The organism is Halostagnicola sp. A-GB9-2 (assembly GCF_030068615.1).
GTDB lineage: Archaea > Halobacteriota > Halobacteria > Halobacteriales > Natrialbaceae > Halostagnicola.
The window spans coordinates 257357-279081 of record NZ_JASJOC010000001.1 but is presented as its reverse complement, the minus strand read 5'-3'; the positions used below and the strand labels follow the sequence as shown (position 1 = coordinate 279081).

At 60.9% G+C, this 21725-nt stretch carries 20 protein-coding genes and 1 tRNA gene; 11 read left to right on the top strand and 10 right to left on the bottom strand.

All coding sequences use genetic code 11. The features are described 5' to 3' along the window. Window positions 1-3 precede the first annotated feature (3 nt). Window positions 4-1848 (top strand): FAD-binding protein, encoded by a 1845-nt coding sequence (locus QNM96_RS01445; protein ID WP_283834224.1) that lies wholly within the window; start codon window positions 4-6, stop codon window positions 1846-1848. 232 nt (window positions 1849-2080) lie between these two features. After that, window positions 2081-2314 (top strand): MarR family transcriptional regulator, encoded by a 234-nt coding sequence (locus QNM96_RS01440; protein ID WP_283834223.1) that lies wholly within the window; start codon window positions 2081-2083, stop codon window positions 2312-2314. A 53-nt stretch (window positions 2315-2367) separates the two neighbouring features. Here the strand turns inward: QNM96_RS01440 and QNM96_RS01435 are convergent, their stop codons facing one another. After that, window positions 2368-3183 (bottom strand): HD domain-containing protein, encoded by an 816-nt coding sequence (locus QNM96_RS01435; RefSeq protein WP_283834222.1) that lies wholly within the window; start codon window positions 3181-3183, stop codon window positions 2368-2370. A 94-nt stretch (window positions 3184-3277) separates the two neighbouring features. After that, window positions 3278-3757, bottom strand: coding sequence for a redoxin domain-containing protein (locus QNM96_RS01430; RefSeq protein WP_283834221.1), 480 nt, complete (start codon window positions 3755-3757; stop codon window positions 3278-3280). A 301-nt stretch (window positions 3758-4058) separates the two neighbouring features. On the opposite strand from QNM96_RS01430, the gene QNM96_RS01425 reads away from it, so the two are divergent. Next, on the top strand, window positions 4059-4376 hold the full coding sequence (locus QNM96_RS01425) for a twin-arginine translocase TatA/TatE family subunit (protein WP_283834220.1): 318 nt from the start codon (window positions 4059-4061) through the stop codon (window positions 4374-4376). Between the two features lie 16 nt (window positions 4377-4392). Further along, window positions 4393-4465, top strand: a tRNA-Arg gene (locus QNM96_RS01420). Between the two features lie 661 nt (window positions 4466-5126). On the opposite strand, the gene QNM96_RS01415 is transcribed toward QNM96_RS01420, so the two are convergent. The 7 genes from QNM96_RS01415 to QNM96_RS01385 form a co-directional block, all read right to left on the bottom strand. Further along, window positions 5127-6017 carry a hypothetical protein gene (locus tag QNM96_RS01415; RefSeq protein ID WP_283834219.1) on the bottom strand — a complete coding sequence of 297 codons (891 nt, stop codon included), beginning with the start codon at window positions 6015-6017 and terminating at the stop codon, window positions 5127-5129. A gap of 80 nt (window positions 6018-6097) precedes the next feature. After that, on the bottom strand, window positions 6098-6256 hold the full coding sequence (locus QNM96_RS01410) for a hypothetical protein (RefSeq protein WP_283834218.1): 159 nt from the start codon (window positions 6254-6256) through the stop codon (window positions 6098-6100). A 289-nt stretch (window positions 6257-6545) separates the two neighbouring features. Continuing rightward, complete coding sequence (locus QNM96_RS01405) at window positions 6546-6929, bottom strand: hypothetical protein (RefSeq protein WP_283834217.1); 384 nt, start codon at window positions 6927-6929, stop codon at window positions 6546-6548. A gap of 192 nt (window positions 6930-7121) precedes the next feature. After that, complete coding sequence (locus tag QNM96_RS01400; RefSeq protein ID WP_283834216.1) at window positions 7122-7352, bottom strand: Rdx family protein; 231 nt, start codon at window positions 7350-7352, stop codon at window positions 7122-7124. Between the two features lie 77 nt (window positions 7353-7429). After that, window positions 7430-8227 (bottom strand): 5'/3'-nucleotidase SurE, encoded by a 798-nt coding sequence (gene surE / locus QNM96_RS01395; protein WP_283834215.1) that lies wholly within the window; start codon window positions 8225-8227, stop codon window positions 7430-7432. 104 nt (window positions 8228-8331) lie between these two features. Beyond that, window positions 8332-9948: a class I SAM-dependent methyltransferase gene (locus QNM96_RS01390; protein WP_283834214.1), complete on the bottom strand. Its 1617-nt coding sequence runs from the start codon at window positions 9946-9948 to the stop codon at window positions 8332-8334. Further along, window positions 9945-10757, bottom strand: coding sequence for a prephenate dehydrogenase/arogenate dehydrogenase family protein (locus QNM96_RS01385; RefSeq protein WP_283834213.1), 813 nt, complete (start codon window positions 10755-10757; stop codon window positions 9945-9947). Before QNM96_RS01385 ends, QNM96_RS01390 begins: the two co-directional genes overlap by 4 nt. Window positions 10758-11027: 270 nt before the next feature. Here QNM96_RS01385 and QNM96_RS01380 point away from each other — a divergent pair, with 270 nt between their 5' ends. Together QNM96_RS01380 and QNM96_RS01375 are read left to right on the top strand one after the other, a co-directional pair. Beyond that, window positions 11028-11480: a universal stress protein gene (locus QNM96_RS01380; protein WP_283834212.1), complete on the top strand. Its 453-nt coding sequence runs from the start codon at window positions 11028-11030 to the stop codon at window positions 11478-11480. Between the two features lie 112 nt (window positions 11481-11592). Then, on the top strand, window positions 11593-12039 hold the full coding sequence (locus QNM96_RS01375) for a universal stress protein (RefSeq protein WP_283834211.1): 447 nt from the start codon (window positions 11593-11595) through the stop codon (window positions 12037-12039). A gap of 72 nt (window positions 12040-12111) precedes the next feature. On the opposite strand, the gene QNM96_RS01370 is transcribed toward QNM96_RS01375, so the two are convergent. Beyond that, window positions 12112-12546, bottom strand: coding sequence for a universal stress protein (locus tag QNM96_RS01370; protein WP_283834210.1), 435 nt, complete (start codon window positions 12544-12546; stop codon window positions 12112-12114). A 241-nt stretch (window positions 12547-12787) separates the two neighbouring features. Here QNM96_RS01370 and acs (QNM96_RS01365) point away from each other — a divergent pair, with 241 nt between their 5' ends. The 5 genes from acs (QNM96_RS01365) (at window position 12788) to QNM96_RS01345 (ending at window position 21714) form a co-directional block, all read left to right on the top strand. Further along, on the top strand, window positions 12788-14761 hold the full coding sequence (gene acs, locus QNM96_RS01365; protein WP_283834209.1) for an acetate--CoA ligase: 1974 nt from the start codon (window positions 12788-12790) through the stop codon (window positions 14759-14761). A gap of 147 nt (window positions 14762-14908) precedes the next feature. After that, on the top strand, window positions 14909-17335 hold the full coding sequence (locus QNM96_RS01360; protein ID WP_283834208.1) for a bacterio-opsin activator domain-containing protein: 2427 nt from the start codon (window positions 14909-14911) through the stop codon (window positions 17333-17335). Window positions 17336-17627: 292 nt separating this feature from the next. After that, complete coding sequence (gene acs / locus QNM96_RS01355; RefSeq protein WP_283834207.1) at window positions 17628-19604, top strand: acetate--CoA ligase; 1977 nt, start codon at window positions 17628-17630, stop codon at window positions 19602-19604. Between the two features lie 59 nt (window positions 19605-19663). Further along, complete coding sequence (locus tag QNM96_RS01350) at window positions 19664-20068, top strand: DUF4212 domain-containing protein (protein WP_283834206.1); 405 nt, start codon at window positions 19664-19666, stop codon at window positions 20066-20068. Then, window positions 20065-21714: a VC_2705 family sodium/solute symporter gene (locus tag QNM96_RS01345; RefSeq protein WP_283834205.1), complete on the top strand. Its 1650-nt coding sequence runs from the start codon at window positions 20065-20067 to the stop codon at window positions 21712-21714. The genes QNM96_RS01350 and QNM96_RS01345 overlap by 4 nt, the downstream gene beginning before the upstream one ends. The last annotated feature ends 11 nt before the right edge of the window (window positions 21715-21725 follow it).

Genomic DNA, 21725 nt, shown 5'->3' with positions numbered 1-21725 from the left:
ACTATGTACGAACACGACGTTATCGTGGTCGGTGCGGGCGGTGCCGGCCTCCGGGCTGCGGTCGCGGCGAACGAAGCGGGAGCGGACGTGGCGATGGTCACGAAGCTCCACCCAGTTCGGAGCCACACCGGCGCGGCAGAGGGCGGTATCAACGCAGCGCTTCGCGAGGGCGACGACTGGGAACTCCACGCCTACGACACGATGAAGGGGTCGGACTACCTGGGCGACGCTCCCGCAGTCGAGACGCTGGCCCAAGATGCACCCGAGGAGACCATCACCCTCGAGCACTGGGGTCTGCCCTTCTCTCGAGAGGACGACGGCCGCGTTTCACAGCGACCGTTCGGCGGCCTCTCGTTCCCGCGAACCACCTACGCCGGTGCGGAGACGGGACACCACCTGCTCCATACGATGTACGAGCAGGTCGTCAAACGGGGCATTCAGGTGTACGACGAGTGGTACGTGATGAACCTCGCGACCTCCGACGAGCCGGATCCCAACGATCGGACCTGTCACGGCGTCGTCGGCTACGACGTCCAATCGGGCCAGATCGAGGGCTTCAAAGCGAACGACGGCGTGATCCTCGCGACTGGGGGTCCCGGTCAGGCCTTTGATCACACGACCAACGCGGTCTCGTGTACCGGCGACGGTCACGCGATGGCCTACCGAGCGGGCGTTCCGGTCGAGGACATGGAGTTCATCCAGTTCCACCCGACCACGCTTCCCTCGACGGGCGTGCTCCTCTCGGAGGGTGTCCGCGGCGAAGGTGGCATCCTCTACAACAACGAGGGCGAGCGGTTCATGTTCGAACACGGCTACGCGAACAACGACGGCGAGCTCGCCTCCCGCGACGTCGTCGCGCGTGCGGAACTGACGGAGGTCAGCGAGGGCCGCGGCGTCGAGGACGAGTACGTTCACCTCGACATGCGCCACCTCGGCGAGGAGCGGATTATCGATCGTCTGGAGAACATTCTCCACCTCGCGGAGGACTTCGAAGGTGCCGACGGGCTGGTCGAACCGATGCCCGTCAAACCCGGTCAGCACTACGCGATGGGAGGGATCGAGACCGACGAAAACGGAGAGACCTGCGTCAGCGGGCTCTACGCGGCAGGCGAGTGTGCCTGCGTCTCAGTTCACGGCGCGAACCGCCTGGGCGGAAACGCGCTACCCGAACTCATCGTCTTCGGCAAGCGAGCCGGCTACCACGCGGCGGGTGGCGACCTCGGCGACGCCGAAATCGAGACCGGATACACCGATGCGGTCGAAGAGGAAGACGACACCGAGTTCCCGGTACAGCCGGGTTCAGCCGGCCTCGAGCCGATCGGTGACGACGTCGCGGCCGACGGCTCCGGACAGGTTGCCGATGCCGAGGGCGTTCTCGAGCGCGCCGTCGAAACGGAATCCGAGCGCGTCGATCGGCTCATGAACAAAGACGACGGCGTTCAGCACGCGGAAATCCGATCCAAACTTCAGAAGGCGATGACGGACTACGTCAACGTCTTCCGAACCGAAGAGGGGATCAAACAGGCCCTCGAGATCATCCGCGAGTGCCGCGAGGAGTACCGCGACGTCTACGTCGCGGATCCCTCGAAAACGTTCAACACCGACCTGCAGATGACCTACGAGACCCGGAACCTGATCGACGTTGCCGAGACCATCGCGCTCGGCGCGCTCGTCCGAAACGAGTTCCGCGGCGCTCACTGGCGACAGGAAAACCAGACGCGAGACGACGAAAACTGGCTCAAACACACGCTGGTTTCCTGGAACGCCGGCAAGCCGTCGATCTGGTACCGACCGGTTATCCTCGAGGGCGAAAGCAAAGAGTACGAACCGAAGGTTCGAAGTTACTGACGCTACACGTTTTCCGCTTTTTATCGCGAACGGGGTCGGATCGATTCGTTGCTGTTCCCAAATTATCACTATCCATCATTGAGAACGACAATTGCCCCACGGCTCTTGAGGCAGTTTTCGAGGAAGAGTGTCTCACTAACCCGATTTCAATTTTCACCTCGTTCGGGGGGGCCAAGACTTCGACAATTGTCGTGGCATAGTTTGATAATCGTCGATTGCATGAGTGTCGTGTATGAACAGTCAATCGCAACTCCAGGACGATTCGACTGCGGTCCGGATTCCGACCGATATCGACTCCGGCCAATCCAAACTCGTCTATCTGTCCGTCGCGACGTGGGAACGTGCAACTGCCGATGAGCTGTGCGATCGGCTTCGACTCGATAAGGGGACCGTCCTTTCGATCACGAAGACGCTTCGAAAGCGCGGCCACCTCGAGAAGTCCGACGGCGTTTATCGCCTCGTCTGAGGGGTGACTCTCTCAGCGGGCCAGCGATTCTTTCTGTATTGGGGTGAGAAACCCTATAGTTCGATCCGTTCGACGAGCTGTTCGTGGTTCTCGTTCGTGTTGACCGCGACGATACGAATCTCGTCCTCGAGTCCCGATCCGCGGAGCTTGGCTTTCAGCAGGTTATCCACCTGATAGACGCCGGCGGCGTTCGTCATCGCGATTTCGACCATGACCGGCCGGCTATCGCCCTCGTGTAACGAGACGCGTTTGATCGCCTGACTCGAGAGCGTGTTGATCCCGCGTCCTCCTTGTTCGTACGGAATCCTCGAGCGCCCGCGCTCCATGTCGAGGGCGTCCGCGACGCGGATGATTCCGCCCTCGGTGGTCAGCGGCGTTTCGGCGGTGTGGTGACAGATGATCGCATGAAGGACCTCTCCTTTCATGCGAACGCTGTCTGGCACGTCGTAGAACTCGGGCAAGACTCGATCGAGAATATCGGCCGCCAGCGGGATCGAATAGTAGGCGTGTTGGTCGCGGTGAACGACGTGACCGACGTCGTGTAGCGTTGCGGCGAGGGTGATGATTACCGACTCGTCTGCCTCATCGAGTCCCTGTTGGCGCGCGCCGTTGAAATCGACGTTACCGGCTTTGAGCAGATCGTACAGACAGAGCGCGCGGTTGCGAACGATCTCGATGTGTTTCGCGCCGTGGTCGTTGTACCGCTTCCTGTCGACCGCGTTGACGTTCTGGGCCTCGAGGTAAGTCTGAATTTCCTCGTCCGATTCGACGAACGCCAGAACTTCGTTGCACTTCTCGTCAGGAAAATTGTGCTCCTTGTCAGGGGTGTAGACGCGGCGAGGGTCCTCAACAGGTGACGATTCGCTCATATACTGTGGTCGGGTGCGGAGTAAAAAAGCCCTCCGCCAGTTCGAACGGCACTGAAAGCCGGGAACGGCAAGTCTCGGCAGTTGACCGCGTCGATCAGGAGGCGTCAGCGACCGCGTCTTCGACTTCGGCGTACTCCGGCTCGACGCCCGGGTCGTCGGTGACCCACGAGTAGGTGATTTCGCCGTTGCTGTCGACTACGAAGACGGAGCGTTTGGCGACGCCGTAGACGCCGAGGTCCTCGAAGTCCATGCGGATGTCGTAGTTATCGATGATCTCCTTTTCGAAGTCGCTGATCAGGCCAAAGGAGAGGTCGTTCTGATCGCGGAACTCGTTGAGCGAGAACGGGGAGTCGACGCTGACCCCGTACACCGTCGCGTCGACGTCCTCGAACGCCGAAAGACGGTCCTGGAACGTACACATTTCGGCCGTACAGACGCCTGTGAACGCGCCGGGGAAGAACGCGAGGACGACCGGCGCGTCGTTCTCGAGAGCGTCCGAGAGCGTAATGGAGTCTACGTCGCCGTTTGCGAGCGGTGCTGTGAAGTCTGGTGCAGTATCACCGGTTTCTGGCATCACTGGAGTTTGTACGTTGGGAGGAAAGACAGTTTCGTTCGTGAGATAGTCTCGAGTTCGAGTGTGAACCCGAGTTCGAACGTGTTCACGAGAACACGGTGGTCTTCTGACAGTGCACTCCGTAGAGTTACGCGAAGGTCCTCCAAATTGCACAATCGTACCTCTCCGCTCGGCACTACCTTGAAGTAGAGTGATGGCCTAGTACCTCGATACAGTCTTTTAAGCCACTAATTCAGTCGATTTTGCCTAGCCGCGTCGTCCAAAAAGGTTATAATTGCCAGCGGATAAGCCACGCATAGAGATGGCAATCGAAATTGCACCGCTGTTTGCTCCCATTCCAGGGGGGACGGAACTATTAGTCATCCTTTTCATCGCGATTTTGCTCTTCGGAGCAAACAAGATTCCAAAGCTGGCTCGATCGACGGGAGAGGCGATGGGTGAATTCCAGAAAGGGCGTGAAAAGGTCGAAACTGAACTCGAGGAAATGCGTGAAACGGGCACGTACGACGATATCGAAGACGAGGACGAGGAGTCCGAATTCGTCGACACCGAACCCGTGACGTCTGAAGACGAGACGGACGCCGAGGTCGAAACCGACACGGAAACCGAGGCGAACTGAAACTTTTTCTCGAGTAGGGCGTGTGGCCTAGCGGAGAGGGCAGGAGGTTCCTAACCTTCTGATCGTGGGTTCGAATCCCGCCACGCCCGTTATCGTACCGAACGATAGTGAGGTCGATAACGGACCGTGCGGGATTCGAATCAGGAAGTGGAGCGAAGCGAAACGACCGTGGTTCGAATCCCGCCATGCCGGTTCGCTCGCCACTGTGTGGCTCGCTGCACGGGCGTGGCGGGATTCCTGAACTACGGAACGAGCGAGCAATAGCGAGCGAAGTTCAGGTGGTTCGAATCCCGGCGTCTTCATTCGCGTTGCTCGCGAAGGCTCGAGAGACTCCGTCTCTCGTTGAGTCCATTTCCTTCACGTCGCTTTCGCTCGTTCAGTCAATAGACTCGCCGAACATCGCAACCCCTTCGGGTTTGGTCAATCCCGCCACGCCCTCACTTCACCCGTGCCGTTCATCAGCCGTGGACGCTCCGTAGCCACAATCGTTTCGCTCGAGTAACTCCACGACGCCGCCTGCTTCACTTTCTCTGCGACGCCGCCTCCTTTACCCTCTCTGCCGTCTGTTCCGAGTGATCGCTCCCGGATGCGCTCGAGCGGTGGGACTCCCGGCGAGCGCGCAGCCGCCAATCGGCTCGAGACGAGTGCGAAACGATTCTCGAAACTAGTGAGTTCTGCCGATACGAGAAACCGATTTGCGAGCGCGCCTCAATAACCGAGCCACGATCGTCGCACAAGTTCGAAATCGGGTTATTGGCCGTCTTCGAGCACTGCGAGGAGGGCGTCCGAGTCATTTGTTTCGTCCTCGAGTTCGGCCGAGTCGCCCAGAACGTGTGCGGTATATGCCCGTCGAGCCGCCGGGTCGCGAGCGATCTCGGCCTGTAGGGATTCGACGGTCTCGACGTCCGTTTTCGCCTTCCGTTTGAGCCACATCGTCAGGTAATCGAAGAAGACGTCTTCGTCGTTTCTGGTTGCAGGGGCGTCCTGAATCGCTCGCTTCGACCACTCTTCGACCTCCATGACGACAGCTTTTCGGTGGGCCCAGGGAAGTTCGACGAGCCGATCGGTATCGACGCCGACGAACGATTCCGCCGCCCCGGTCGCGCGAACGGTCGATGAGGAACGGTCGGCGGCTTCCGCTCCGGCCTCGGCACTCGCCGACTCGATGACGAGGACGTCGATTGCTTCCCACCGACGTAACGGAATTTCGCCTTCGCTTTCCGATCGATACAGGTAGTACCCAAAGAGTGAGAGAAGCAGCGATATGAAAATTGTCGGCAATGCGACAATCAACCCGACAATGATCGCTATCGCCCCGTGGGGTCCGCGCGGTTTGAACCGGAACGAACGGGAGTCGTACGCGGCGCAATCGACGATTGCAGAGAGTCGCCCTTCTGTCGTCCCACCGCGACCGTCACCCGTCTCGGAACCAGTGAGTTCGGACCGGACGCCAATTGGTGGAGCCCGTTCGCTCACCTCGTCGGTCTCGCATTTGCCCGCCTCGGCACGGTTTTCGAGGCGATCCTCGAGCGCCCGATGAACGGCCTCCAGATCGGCGTTCTCGTACTCGCTCGTTCTGGTCGTCGGTGCGTCCTCGAGCACCGTCCGTGTGTACTCGAGACGCCCCGTTCGATCGTCCATAGCTGTATCGAGAGAACTCTGCTGTATAAGCGTGTTCAGTTAACTCGTTCGTGCAACCGAAGACTTCGGTGAGCGTTCGATCACTCCTCGAGGAGACGAAACTCCGTCTCGCTACAGTGACACCCCTGCGGTGATCCGATCGCATAAACGGATCTGTCCGGGCGTTTGCACACGGCGTGGAACGCGCCACAGTGGGTACAGACGCCGACGGTCTTCGTGGACGCTGATTGTTCGGACATGTTCGAGCACTCGAAGCGAGAGTCAATGTAATTGAACTACCGTTCAACGCTCCAGATTGTCTCGTTCGAGTGAAGTTCGTTTGAATCGATACTCGCGGCGATTGTATCTCTTGCAATTGTCGTCGTTCTGGGAACGCAGAATTCCCGCTGTTAGGCCCAAATCGGAAATTCGTCACGACTTCCGGTAAAACATCCTACAAAACGTCCGGTCAAACGAGCAGGCGGCGATTCGAGATCTCGAGTCTTTCGTCCCGTACGTGTCGGAGGATGCAACCCCATTCGTCGACAGTTATTCGTTTAGATGAGAGCGATATCCTTTCGGCTCGAACCCGCGACGGCAGATGACGCGTTTGCGTCCGACGCTCAGTGCGCTGACCTCGTCTTCGTTTTCCATGCCGTCGATGACTTCCATCAGGTGTTCTTGTGTCCATCCAGTTTCCTCGAGAACAGTGTTTTCGTCGACGCGTCCACCGCGTTTGACGAGCATTCTGAGAACCTTATCTTCGTCGGGAAGCTCCTTTTCATCGACTCCGTACTCGACCTGTTCGGCGTAACTCAGCGTCTCGTCGGCGTTCTCGGACGTCGTCTGATCCCCCGACGAATCCTCTGTCACCCGCGTTTCGGATTCGGTCCAGAGAGACGATAGTCGAGTCCAGAGTGTGTTAAATACCATGCGTATTACCCTCCACAGAGATAATCGTCTATTGAACGTACTTCTACCTTGGTTTTGCGTTTTTCGAATATCATATGTGTGTTCTTTTACCGATGAATGGTCTCACCTACGGTGACGTTCACGATGGCGAAAGCCGCCGCCCTTGCGACGTGCAAGGTGACTACGTGGTCGTCGTTACCGACAGGTCAGCCATCACAACTGTGTGCGAACGTATCGCACGATTTCGTCCACATCGAAGCCGTCTGCCGATTTGTCGTAGACAACTTCGCCGTCGAAGCGAACGACGAAAATCCCGTCGGCGCCCGTTTTCAACGTGACCGCCTCGAGTTGTTCGCCGAACGTCGTCAAGAGCGTCCGCTGGATATCCATCGCGCGAGAGAGGAACCCACACGGGACGCAGTATTCGATTTCGACCGTTGCCATGGGTGGTCGTTTGCGGCCCTGCTACAAATCTTGCTGGGTCTTGCTCCACTCTCAGCGATTCGTGAAATATCAGAACGTTATTGAATATGGTCGCGGTAGCCGTCGACGAGTCCTTCGAGCGTTTCGTGGTGGTTCGTCGTGTGTGGTGCCGTCAACGGAGAGATGCTAATACGCCCGTTGACGACGGCATTTCGATCGGTTCCGTCCGGATCGGAAATGGCGTCGGGATTCATCTCCTCCCAGACGCGATCGTGGAGACGGATCGAGTCGCCGTTGAAGGAAGCGTCCATTTCGTACCGCTTCGACGGGCGGGTGATCTCGATGTCCGCGGGCCGCCCGTCCGGAAGCGGGACGTTTACGTTGAGATAGGCGGCGTGTTCGAAGATTCCGGCCTCGAGGGCGTGTGCGGCGAGGTATGTCGTGATTCGCGTGGCCTCGCCGAACGAGCTGGATTCGAGTTCGATTTCGTCGAATGGACGATCCGGGGTGGCCGGGACGTACAACGAGGTCGCGATTGCGGGGACGTCAAAGAACGCCGCTTCGACGGCGGCGCTGATTGTTCCCGACCGTCCGAGGACGTATTCGCCGAGATTCGCCCCTTGATTACAGCCCGAAACGACGAGATCCGGTTTCGGACCGAGTTCCGCGAGTCCGGCGACCACGCAATCGGAGGGCGTTCCCTCGACCGCGTAGCCGAGTTCGTGTTCGGTCACCGCAACTTCGTGGGAGATCGACCGACCAACCGCGCTCTGGTCGGACGCGGGCGCGACGACGGTGACGTTGGCTATCTCCGACAGCGCGCTGTACAGCGCCCGAATGCCGGGACTATCGATCCCGTCGTCGTTCGTCAACAGGATCTCGAGAGAGTCGCTCATATCGATTCGCTCGAAGGGGATACCGAAAAGCCCACCGTTTGGACCCCCCGAGATGCGTCTAGGAGTTCGTAAAACAGCGCGGTCGGAATCGGCGGTCGAGAGGCTCAGACAAGCCGATCGACGATGGTCTCTTCGTCCACGACGAGGTTGTACGCGCCTTCGTCGTCGTTCCAGAGCGCGAGCGCGCCGTCGAACGAACAGACCTCGCCGTACTCGGCTTCGACCAACGCGCGATTCATCGCGGTCTCTCTGGTCAGAACGGCGTAGTGGTCGACGTGCTCGCTCCCGTCGCTGATCTTGAACAGTGGGTTGTTCGACCTCGGGGCGTCGTCGTCACCCAGCGAGTGGCTCATCTTCGCCGCGACGAGGTCGATTCGGTTCGGAACGTGTCGATCCATTTTGGCCATCTTCGCCCACGAACCCGAGTCGAGCGTGAGATCGATTCGCCGTTTCCCGTCACGTCGGAAGATCGAGTGCGAAAACTGCACGTCGACGTTGACGAACTCACCCGGTGCGTACGCGTCATCGGTTTCGTCCGCGGCGTCCTCGAGGCGTCGCTGGAACGACGGCACCTCGAGATCGGGGCGGACGTCGAACGACCACCCGCGATCGGTCGGCCGCTCGCCGTCCCAGAGTCGGACGCTCGGACTGTAGACGGTGATGGTGTCCGAATCACCACCCGAATCGCGGTCCGGCTCAGCGTCGGGGGTTGACTCCGCTTCGGCGGCCGATTCTGCGTCGGCGGCCGAATTTCCGTTTGGAGCCGACCCCGTGTCCGAAGACCACTCGAGCGTGTTCCCGGTAGCGATCGAGTCGTCCTCGACCGTCCGCTCGAGGTCGCGAAGCTGGATGCTGGTCTGTTTGTCCGCCGGTGCGATCGCCGCTACTGCACCGTCCGGTGCGGTCAATTCCAGGGCGGACCGGAGGACCGTCTCCGGATCCTCGAGTTCGCTCAGGACGTTCGCCACGAGGACGAGGTCGAAGCCGTCGTCCGGTCGAGTCGGATCGAAGGTGTCGCTACTCGCGGCCGCCGGGTCGAACGTTTCGATCGTCGTTCGGTGAACCGTCGGGTGAACGTTTCGACCGGTCTCTTCGAGGAGTTCCTCGAGAACGTCGGCCGCGTCGCTGGGTTCGACGGCGTGGTACTCGAGCAACGCGTCCTCGGGAAGGTAGTCCGCGAGTCCGAGCGCCGGACCGCCGACTCCGGCACCGATGTCGAGCACGCGGAGATTTCGGCCGAGCAACCCGCGGTCAGCCAGCTCCTCTATGGTATACTGGGTCGCAGCGTAGTAACCGGGGAGGTGGTAGATCGCGTATCCGGCCGCGACATCTTCGTCGTATTCGACGGGAGCACCCTCGAGGTACTGGGCTTTGAACCGGCGGATCGTCGACCGGAGCAGGTCGCCGGCCGCACCGTCGGCCCAGTTCGGCCCGTAGCGATCCGCGAGGAAGCTCTCTATCCGTTGTTCGTACGCTTCAGGGAATCGAGTAACCGGTTCGCGACGGGGCGGGACCGGCTCGTCTTCGACCGGGACGAAGGTACCGTCGTCTCGCTCGAGCAACTCGAGGTCGGCAGCCTGCTCGCGGAGGTCCTGTCGGACGACGGCGGGGTGTGGTGCGCCGTCGATATACTCGCAGATTTCCTCCGGATCGATCGGCCTGACGTTTCGGAGGTACTGGGCGTTCGATCGGACGGCCTCGACCCGTTCGTTTACGTTCACCTGAGATCACCTCGTTCGTTGTCGTCGAGGGCTGAACCCGTCGACCCGTTGCCGGCCGAGTTCGCTCGCTCGTCCTCGTGCCACCGCTCGGCCGCGTGCTCGTACAACTGCTCGAACTCCTCGCCTTCCGCTTCGGCGATGGTCGCCGCGGCGTCGGCCACGGCCTCGGCGCCGTCGAAGGTTCGTTGAATCTCTCCGTAGACGTGCGGTGTTCCGTTTGTCACCGTTCTGGTGAGGTCCCGAAGTCCGTCGTAGACCGGCGTTTCGAACCCCTCCGGGACCGACTTCGCGGCGAGAGCGAACGAGAGGATCGCCGCGTGGGTCGAGGCCTGAATCGTCTCCATCGCCTCGTCGTGTTCGTCCACCGTCGTCTCGAGGAGGTCGTTTCCGGCGACGACCAGATCCTCGATCAGAGCGGCCGTGACCGGGCCGCGTTCTTCTCGAACGACCGCGACCGTCCCCGGTGCCCGCTCGGGCGCGAACAGCGGGTGGAGACTGACGCGTTCGCGGTCGCTCGCGTGGGCGTCCATCGCCTCGAGAGGGTCTTCCATTACGCCCGAGACATCGAGTATCGCCCGCTCCGCTCGGGGGGCGTGTTCCGCGATCGCGTCGGCGACGTGATCCATCGGCACGGCGAGGCAGACGGCGTCGTAGCCGCTCTCTTCTTCGAGGTCCGCGACGCGCCCGTCCGTCGCTTCGGCGGCCTTCGCCGCGGCGTCCGGGTCTACGTCGGTGTACGCGACCGCGGTGTCGACGGCACTGCCGAACCAGGTCCCCATCGATCCCGCGCCGACGATCAGTACGTCCATCGGACACTGCTACCCGCCGGCGTTGCAAAAGCGGTTCGATCGACGCCCTCGAAACGTGTCATCGTTCGCGCGGTCCGACCACGTCACCGGCCGGTTCCGGTCCTCCCCGACGACAGTTCGTTCGGGCCGTCTCCATGCACGGTTCGTCCGAAAGTACCCTATCAACGGACTCTGAGTGGTCCATTGCACGTCGAATCCCGCCGAACCCACGCGCGCTGAAAGGGCGGACCGACACGTGGTTCTTTCAGCACACGGGCCGTCTCTTCGCGCATGTACGAATCGATCCTCGTTGCGACCGACGGAAGCGACGACGCGTCGGCCGCCGTGACGGACGCGGTTTCACTCGCTCGAGCGCTCGAGGTCCCGCTCCACGGCGTCGCCGTCGTCGAAACGCGGACGGCCTACGACAGCGGCCTCGTCGATCCCGACGAGGTCGAACAGCGGCTTCGAGCGCACGCCCACGATTCGCTCGAGGCCCTTGAGCAGGCGGCCGCCGATTCGGGGGTCTCGGTTGCCACGTCGATGCGAACCGGCCCGCCTCACGAGGAGATCCTCGCGTACGCCGACGAACACGAGATCGGTCTGCTCGTCGTCGGGTCTCACGGACGCTCGTCGTTCAGACGGGCGTTGCTCGGGAGCACGGTGGACGCGATCGTTCGACTCTCGGATCGTCCCGTCCTCGTGGTCGACGATGCCGGAGGAACTCGAGGCCAGGAGAAGTAACCGACAACGACGAGAGTCGGAGCGAGCGAGACCACCGCTACGGCGGTCCAGCCGTCGAAGCTGGTGAGTTCTAGGGCGAAGGTTTACTGTCACCGTCGTGAGTTACTGCTGTATGTCACTACTCGTTCCGTACGACGGGTCGGAACTGGCGACCAGTGCGCTCGAGAAGGCGACGGAGTTCAGCGAACTGTTGGACGAGGAACTCGTCGTCCTGACGGTGATTCCGGACGACGAGGACTACGCTCGAGAACGAGGCTGGATAACCGAAGGGGAGCCGTTCGACCAGGCGGCTATCGCGGACGGGATTGCCAAACGGTCGAACGCGGTCGCACCCGAGGCGACGTTCCGAACCGAACGAGTCGACTCGGACGAGCCGACCGCCACGGCGACGACGGACGTCGTCCGCGAGATCCGCCTCGTCGCCGGGGAGATCGAGGCGTCGGTCGTCTTCATCGGTTCGGAGAACGCCGGGTCGGTTATCGCACCGCTCTCGAGCGTCGGTAGTCCCGTCGCGAACGACCAGCGCTACGACGTGTACGTCGTTCGTCACACGGGTTGAGGAGATCGATTTTCCCGGCTGCCGTTGCGGGGGCGGCTGATTCAGCTGACGATCGGCACAGGAGCGGTTGGTTTACCTGACGATCGTCACCGGAACGGGGGCTCGACGTACGATCCGTTCTGCGACGCTCCCGAGCAGGATTCGAGTCACCCCTTCGCGGCCGTGGCTACCGACGACGATGAGGTCGAAATTCCCCTCCTCCGCGACGGTCGCAACCGTCTTTGCGGGGTCTCCCGTCCTCATTTCGGTCGAGAGGACGACCCCGTATTCGTCGGCGATATGCTGGGCGTCGTCGAACAGCGACTCGACGCGCTCTTCTTGCCGTCGTTTCGTGGCCTGCGTTTCGACCGTCGGTGCGCCCGTCATCGACGTGTAACTGCTCTGGTCCGCGGGATCGACGACGTGTAAGGCGGTTATCGTCGCATCCGGGTGATTCCGACAGGCGTGTTCGAGCGCTGCCCGAGCGGGATCGGAGCTGTCCAGCGCGACGAGAACGGCGTTTGCCATGGTAGTACGTCACGGTGGGGTCTACTAAACAGTATCTCCTGTCGTGATCACAAATACCATCTTCTGGCCGTGAGTCGGCTCGAGGATGCTCGCGGCCGAGGCCGGATTGCCGTCTTCCTCTTTTCCTCGTTCGACGACACTTCCATTCAGTTGACGTTCGATTCGAACACCCGAAACCGGCAAGACAGGGAGAGATCGACAGAACGTTTATTCGTCTCACTTCCGTCGATTGAGACAAGATATGGCCGATCCGAACGGGTGGGACCGGAACGTCGCTGCACCCACCGGAACACCACACAGTCCGCCAACGTCTTTCGTTTCACAGGCAAACGTCTCGGATTCGGACGTTTACGCGGAGTTCGAAGCGAACTGGCCGGCGTGCTGGGAACGAGCCACGAAGTTGCTCGAGTGGGACGAGACGTACGATACAGTCCTCGAGGAGGAGGACGCGCCGTTTTACCGGTGGTTCGACGGTGGTCGCCTCAACGCGTCGTACAACTGTCTCGATCGACACGTCGAGTCGGGGCGCAAGAACCACGCCGCGATCCGCTGGGAGGGAAAACACGGCGAGACGCGAACCTACACCTATCGCGATCTCTACGTCGAGGTCAACGAGTGTGCCGCCGCGTTACGGTCGCTCGGCGTCCAAGAGGACGACGTCGTTACGATCTACTTGCCGATGATCCCGGAGTTGCCGATCGCGATGCTCGCGTGTGCCCGAATCGGCGCGCCACACTCGGTCGTCTTCGCCGGGCTGTCGGCCGACGCGCTATCGACGCGGATGGACGCCGCGAGCTCGGATTTTTTGATCACCTGTGACGGATATTATCGGCGCGGCGACGCGTTCAATCAGAAGAGCAAGGCCGATAATGCGATCATCGGCCTCGAGCAGGACGTCGAGACGGTCGTCGTCGATCGTCTCGGTGACGACCTCCCGCACGTGCTTGGCGAAAACGAACGCGACTATCACGACCTGCTCGAGGAATTTTACGGCGAAACGGTAGAGCCCGTTTCCCGCGATGCCGAAGACATGCTGTTCGTGATGTACACCTCGGGAACGACGGGCGAGCCGAAAGGAGTCGTCCACAGCACGGGCGGCTATCTCACGAACGTCGCCTGGACGAGCCACGCGGTACTCGACATCAAACCCGAGGACACCTACTGGTGTGCGGCCGACATCGGCTGGATCACGGGACACTCCTACATCGTTTACGGCCCGCTCTCGCTCGGCACGACGACGGTGATTTACGAGGGCTCTCCGGACTATCCCGATCGCGATCGGCTCTGGGAGATCGTCGACAGGAACGCGGTCGACGTCTTCTATACGGCACCGACGGCGATCCGTGCGTTCATGAAGTGGGGAGAGGAGTACCCGAACCGTCACGATCTCTCCTCGTTGCGCCTGCTCGGGAGCGTCGGCGAGCCGATCAGCCCCCGACCCTGGGAGTGGTATCACGAGCACGTCGGGAACGGCGAGTGTCCGATCGTCGATACCTGGTGGCAGACCGAAACGGGCGGGATCGCCATCTCGACGCTACCGGGAATCTCCGAGATGAAGCCCGGAGCGGCGGGTCCCGCACTGCCGGGAATCGATGCGCGCGTCGTCGACGCGACCGGCGACCCCGTCGACCCGGGCGAGGCGGGCTACCTGACGCTCGCCCAACCGTGGCCGGGAATGGTTAGGACGCTGTACGACGGGCGAGAGCAGTTCGTCGACGAGTACTGGCGGCGGTTCTCCGAACCCGAGGACGACGAGTGGGTGTACTTCAGCGGGGACGCCGCTCGAGTGGACGAGGACGGGTATATCACCGTCCTCGGTCGCGTCGACGACGTCATCAATCTCTCGGGCCACCGGCTGAGTACGATGGAAATCGAGGGAGCGATCGCGGATACGGAAGGCGTCGCCGAAGCGGCCGTCGTCGGTCGCACGGCGGATTCGAACGACACGGAGATCTACGCGTACGTGAGTACGGAGCGACGCGTCGAAGACGAAGCAGACATCCGAACTCGGATCCGCTCTAGCATCGAGGACGCGATCGGTCCGCTCGCGCTTCCCGAAGAAATCGTCTTCACGCCGGAATTACCGAAAACGCGCTCCGGTAAAATCCTCCGTCGACTGCTCGAGGACGTTGCGAACGGCGAGGAACTGGGCGATACGAGCGCGCTCCGAAACCCCGAAATCGTCGGCGAAATTCAGTCTGCCTCCCAGGAATAAGGATACGAAAGCGGGACGCAACGGATTTCGCCTTGCTAAATTTCGCGAAATCGGCACCTCGGTACTAATTGCATTATATTTCTAATCACCGTTCTAATCCGCCAGGTACCAGTAGAACTATGTTCGGTCTCGTAGAAAACACGAAATATGACTTTCGGGGAGGCGGCGGCGACCACGCTCACGCGAAGTGAGTACGAGACCCTTCTTGAGGCCGCCGAAACGTATCGAGAAGCACTCGTCGTCAGGCTCTGTGGTGAGGTCGGCCTTCGGCCTGTGGAACTCGCGCGACTCTCGAACGACGACGTCGATCAGGTCAGTGCCGATCCGTCGCGATATCTGCTTCGGATTCCGGGGGAGGCGGTCGACGAAGAGACAGGGAGCGATGAGGCCGGCCCCGACAGTAGGCGGACCGCATACCTTCCGACAGCCGTCCAACGCGACCTCGAGCGGTACGTCCGGAGCAACGACCTCGACGAATCCGAACGGATCTTTCCGGTCACGCCGAGACGGCTCCAGATGCTCGTCTCCGACGTTGCAGACCGCGCGAGCGAACGCACGAACGATTCGTCTCTCTCGTCAGTTTCCTCGAGCGATCTGCGTCACTATTTTGCCCGGTCGGCGCTGGTTAGCGACGAGATCAACCCGCGCGTAGTCAAATCGGCCGGCGGCTGGCAGAGCTTCGAAGCCCTCGAAGCGTACCTCTCCGAGCCGACCGACGAAGAACTCGTGGCTGCGTTCGAGCCGACTGAAAACGAGGGACGATCCGATCGGAACTCGCCAGCCACCGGCGACGACGGCATTGTCAGATCCCTGCTCGCCGCAACCGATCGGTGCGCTCTGGTACGACTGGACGCCGACGGCTACGTCGAGCGCTGGAATCGGAGCGCCGTCTCGACGTTTGGCTACCACGCCACCGAAATCGTCGGTACGCACGTCTCCACCTTTTATGCAGACGACGACCGCGACGCCGACGCGCTCGATCACAAACTGGCCGAAGCGACGACGGATTCCCCTCACGAGGACGACAGTTGGTTCGTCAACCGAGACGGGAGCCGGTTCCGTGCGACCGAACTTATCGTTCCCCTGCGTGACGAAACGGGCACCAGAAGCGGGTTCGCCCTCTTCGTCCACGACGTTTCGAGCTACCGCGATCGACTCGAGAACGAACGCTCGAGGAACGACCGGATCGAGCGGGCAAACGAGGTCACGAACCGATTTCGGGCCGTCACGAACCAGCTTCTCGAGGCGTCCGCACACGACGAGGTCGAATTCGTTTGCTGTCAGACGCTCGTTGACGGGCCGGCGTACGAATTCGCCTGGATCGATCGAACCACGCGAACGACCGGGCAACGAGAGTGGCGGACCTCGAGCGGTATCGACCGCGAAGCCGCCGAACGGTTGGTTCCGGACGACTGGTACGCCGAGACCGAGAGCGGGCGATCCCACCGCCATCAAAGCGGCGCTGAGTTGGCCGCCGACGGAACCGCACGCACCGGTGAAATCGGTGCAGATCCACCCGCCGGAAGCGAGGTGTCCGGGACCGATGAATCGCCCGACGGTACCGATGCGTCCGCGGGTCGTGATGCGATCGACGGTACCGATACGCTCGGGGGGAGCGATACGTCTGAAGCCGGACGTCCGCACTCGGCCGCCTCCGCGGTCAGCGGAAGTGAAATGAGCGAAACTGTGGTAACGGACATTTCTGGAACGCTCGAGGAGGAGTACGTCGAAGGAAAACTCGCGCGCGTCTGCCTGTCCTACGGCGATACCGTCTACGGAACGCTTTCGGTCGTGACCGAACGCGAGGGGGGGTTCGGAGCGGACGAACTCGCCTGGCTCGAGACGATCGGTCGGCAGGTCGGATACGCGATCGCCGCGGTCCGCCGTCGCAATCTCTTGCTGTCGGATACGGTCGTCGAACTCGAGTTTGCCTGTCGCGACGAGCAGTCCTTTTTCGTCGATACGTCGGCCCAGCTCGGCTGTCGGTTCGAGATCGATTCGTTCGTCCCGGTCTCGGAATCGACGCAACTGTACTACGTGACGCTTCAGGACGGACCGCCGAAGACGGTTTTCGAACTCGCCGAAGCCGATCCGGGTATCGACGATTGTCGGCTGATCGAGACCTACGAGGACGGCTGGCGCGTCGAATTCATCGTCGAGGGATCCTCGCCGACGCTGACGCTTACGGAGTACGGCGTGACCGTTCTCGAGACCGTCGTCGAAAACGGAACGGCAACCATTGCCGCCGAATGCGCGGGAGCGGCCGATGTACGGACGATCGTCGACGGGTTACGATCCGCGTTTCCGGACTCGGAGCTCATCGGAAAACGTGAAGCCGAACGAACCGTCCAGACCGCCTACGAGTTTCGCGAGGGTCTCGAGGACCGACTCACGGACCGACAGGAATCGGCACTTAGAGCCGCGTACTTCGGCGGCTACTACGACTGGCCGCGGGAAAGCACCGCCGAAGAGGTCGCCGACGCGATGGGTGTCTCCTCGCCGACCTTACACAATCACTTGCGAAAGGGACAGCACGAACTACTCAGAACGTTCTTCGACGCGCCACGAGACTAGCGTGCGCAAGGGCATTCATCTCTTACGAATATAATTTGGATGAGCGCCGACGACTGTCGTGTTAAGTATCTAGACCCGAGACCTACTCCGCCGGAAGAACTGCAGAAACCCGAGGCCGCCAGTCGATTTTTCGCTATCGCTTCGGACAGCTGTCGAACGAGATCCCTAATCGCGACATTATTGTCTTGGAACTCGTAAAAAATTAATAAACTATGATGATATTCCTGCGGGGCAAGTTTACACAGCTAGATACTCCGTTTAGTACCCTGGTACATCATTGATTGGGTGTACCATGACAGACGAGAACGCCGATCTCGAGGTGCGACTCGAAGAACAGGAATCCTTCGAGCCACCGGAATCGTTCGTCGAACAGGCGAACGTGGCAGACGAGGGGATCTACGAGGAATTCGAGGAGAACTGGCCGGAGTGTTGGGAACGAGCCGCCGACCTTCTGGACTGGAACGAGGAGTACGACACGGTTCTCGAGGACGACGACGCCCCCTTCTACGAGTGGTTCACGAACGGCGAACTGAACGCCTCCGAAAACTGTCTGGACCGACACGTCGAGGACGGACGCGCAGAGAGCGTCGCCATCGAGTGGGAGGGCGAACTCGGCGAAACGCGCACGTACACGTACGAAGAACTACTCGAGGAAGTAGACGAGTTCGCTTCGACGCTCCGCGATCTCGGCGTCGAGGAGGACGACGTCGTGACGCTTTACTTGCCGATGATTCCGGAGCTTCCGATCGCGATGTTGGCCTGTGCCCGACTGGGTGCGCCACACTCGGTCGTCTTCGCCGGGTTCTCGGCCGACGCGCTGGCGACGCGGATGAACTCCGCGAACAGCGAATATCTCGTCACCTGCGACGGCTACTACCGCCGCGGCGACGCGCTCGATCACATCGAGAAAGCCAACGAGGGACTCGAAGGCGTCGATCACGACGTTTCCGACGTCGTGGTCGTCGATCGGCTCGGCGACGACCTCGAGCACGAACTGGACGACAACCAGCACGATTACGACGAACTGGTCGCAGACCACGCCGGAGAGTCGGTCGAGCCGGTTTCTCGAGATGCGGAGGACATGCTGTTCCTGATGTACACCTCGGGAACGACGGGCCAGCCGAAAGGCGTCAAACACACGACGGGTGGCTACCTCTCCTACGCCGCCTGGACGAGTCACGCGGTACTGGACATCGAACCCGAGGACACCTACTGGTGTGCGGCGGACATCGGCTGGATTACTGGCCACTCCTACATCGTCTACGGGCCGCTCGCGCTCGGAACGACGACGGTGATGTACGAAGGAACCCCCGACTACCCGGAGAAAGACCGGATGTGGGAACTCGTCGAGAAGAACGACGTCGACATCTTCTACACGGCTCCGACGGCGATTCGGGCGTTCATGAAGTGGGGTACCGACTACCCCGAGAAACACGACCTCTCCTCGCTCCGATTGCTCGGAACGGTTGGCGAACCGATCAATCCGCGCGCGTGGAAGTGGTATTACAAACACATCGGCGGCGAGGAGTGCCCGATCGTCGACACCTGGTGGCAGACCGAGACGGGTGGCATGATGATCACGACGCTGCCGGGAATCGGGACGATGAAGCCCGGTTCTGCCGGCCCACCGCTTCCGGGAATCGACGGTCGAATCGTCGACGCCGAAGGGAGCGAAGTCGAGGCGGGTAACGCGGGCTATCTCACCGTCAATCAGCCGTGGCCGGGGATGCTTCGAACCCTCTATCAGAACGACGAGCGGTTCATCGAGGAGTACTGGGAGGAGTACTCCGACCCCGATGCAGACGAGTGGGTCTACTTCCCCGAAGACGGCGCAAAAATCGACGACGACGGCTACATCACCGTGCTCGGGCGGGTCGACGACGTGATCAACGTCTCGGGACACCGGCTGGGAACGATGGAAATCGAGAGCGCGATTGTCGGCGTCGAAGGGATCGCCGAAGCGGCCGTCGTCGGCGGCGACCACGAGGTTAAAGGCGAAGCTGTCTACGTCTACGCAATTACGGAGGACGGCTACGAAGAAGGCGACGAACTCCAGCAGCGCGTCGTCGAAGGGGTACTCGAGTCGATCGGTCCGATCGCGAAACCGGAGGAGGTCGTCTTCACGCCGGAACTACCGAAAACGCGCTCGGGCAAAATCATGCGACGACTGTTAGAAGACATTGCGAGCGGAAACGAACTGGGGAACACGTCGACGCTCCGTAATCCGGAGATCGTCGACGAAATCGCAACGGGCGGACAAGACGACTGAACTCGTCTTCGATTCTTTGGAGATAACGTACCAAAGAGAACACAACACGAAACCAAAATATGACAGATAATAGCTCACAGGGGAACGAAGAGACGAATTTCGAAACTGATGGCGGCGTTCAGACTGCAAACTACCTCGATAAGGAGATAAACATATTTAAACCGGCAACTCCGTTCATGCGCGATCACATGAAGGTGATCATCGGTTCGTTTATTGCCTGGATTCTGTTCGTCTTCGGGCCGGTAACTGCAACGGCGATCGCACCGGAGATAATGACCGAGACGATGGTGATGGGCTTCCAGCTTCATTACTTCTTGACCGCGGTGATGGCTCCGCTCGGTGCGTTGTTGCTGTCGGCGGCGTACGCCTGGCAGCGGGATCGTCTCGACGATCAGTACGGCATCGAACACGGGGACGAAGCCGATGCCGGCGCGGCAGTAGCCGCCGACGGAGGTGAAGAATGATAGAGCCGATCTTCCTCGAGACGGCACTCGACGTCGGTGAATTCAAACTCGTTCCGGCGTTGACGGTCATTACGATGTTGATCCTATTCCTCGCGGTCGGCTGGCTATTCCGGGTTGCCGCGGTCGACGAACTGTGGGTTGCCGGTCGCTCTATCGGGAGCATCGAGAACGGAATGGCGATCGGCGCGAACTGGATGAGCGCGGCATCCTACCTCGGCGTGGCGTCGACGATCGCATTAGCGGGATACTTCGGATTGGCGTACCTCGTCGGCTGGACGACGGGCTACTTCATCCTGCTCATCTTCATGGCGGCACAGTTCCGCCGATTCGGAAAGTACACCGCGCCGGACTTCATCGGCGATCGGTTTTACTCGGAGACCGGCCGTGCAATCGCGGCGTTTACCACGCTGTTGATCGCGTTCGTCTACGCCATCGGCCAGGGTAGCGGAATGGGACTGATGGCCCAGTACATCTTCGGCGTCGACTATCAGGTTGGCGTAATCCTCCTGATGGGCGTGACCATCGTCTACGTCGCGCTTTCGGGGATGCTCGGAACGACCAAGAACATGGCCATTCAGTACGTCATCCTCATCTTGGCGTTCCTGATCGGCCTCTACGCAACCGGCTACACGGAGGGCTGGTCGACGGTGCTTCCGTACATCGAGTTCGGCGCGCAGACGACCGAGATGGCCGACATCGACGCGCAGTTCACCGAGCCGTTCGCGGAAGCGACCTACTACCACTGGGTGGCACTCGCGTTCACCCTCATCGTGGGCACCTGCGGGCTCCCACACGTTCTCGTTCGGTTCTACACCGTCGATAACGAGCGGACCGCCCGCTGGTCAACGGTCTGGGGCCTGTTCTTCATCTGCCTGTTGTACTGGGGAACGGCCGCATACGGCGCGTTCGGATCGTTGTTGTACGAAGAAGGTGTCGGCGATTACACTCAAATGACCGGTGAAGAAGCCGACGCACTCGTCGTCCTGACGACCCAACTCGCTGGATTACCGGAATGGTTGGTCGGTCTCGTCGCCGCCGGTGCGGTTGCCGCGGCGCTTGCGACGACCGCCGGGCTGTTCATCTCCGGCTCCTCGGCGGCAGCACACGACATCTACACGAATCTCTACAAAGAGGACGCGAGTCAGCGCGAACAGTTGATCGTCGGTCGAGCAACGATCGTCGCACTCGGCGTGCTCGTCACGCTCGTCGCGCTCAACCCGCCTGCACTGATTGCAGAACTCGTCGCGATGGCCTTCGCCATCGCCGGCTGTGTCTTCTTCCCCGTGTTCTTCCTTGGTCTCTGGTGGGAAAACACCACGCGAGAAGGCGCGATCGCCGGGATGCTCGTCGGTCTGGCGATCTCGTTCGGCGCGATCCTGAACGACGTCGTTCCACAGTACGTCGACGCTATCGGCGCTGAGGAGGCGATCGTTCCGGAAGTCGCGGCCGTGATACCCGCCGAATCGTCCGCGCTCGTCGGCGTTCCGGTAGCTTTCCTGACGATCATCGCCGTGTCGCTGGTGACCGAAAACCCGCCACAGCACGTCAAACGACTCGTTCGTCAGTGCCACAGTCCGGAGCCGATGCAAAACGTTGAATCAGCCGAAGACGCCGTCGCAGACGGCGGCACTCCAGCAGACGATTAATCAGGATTAGA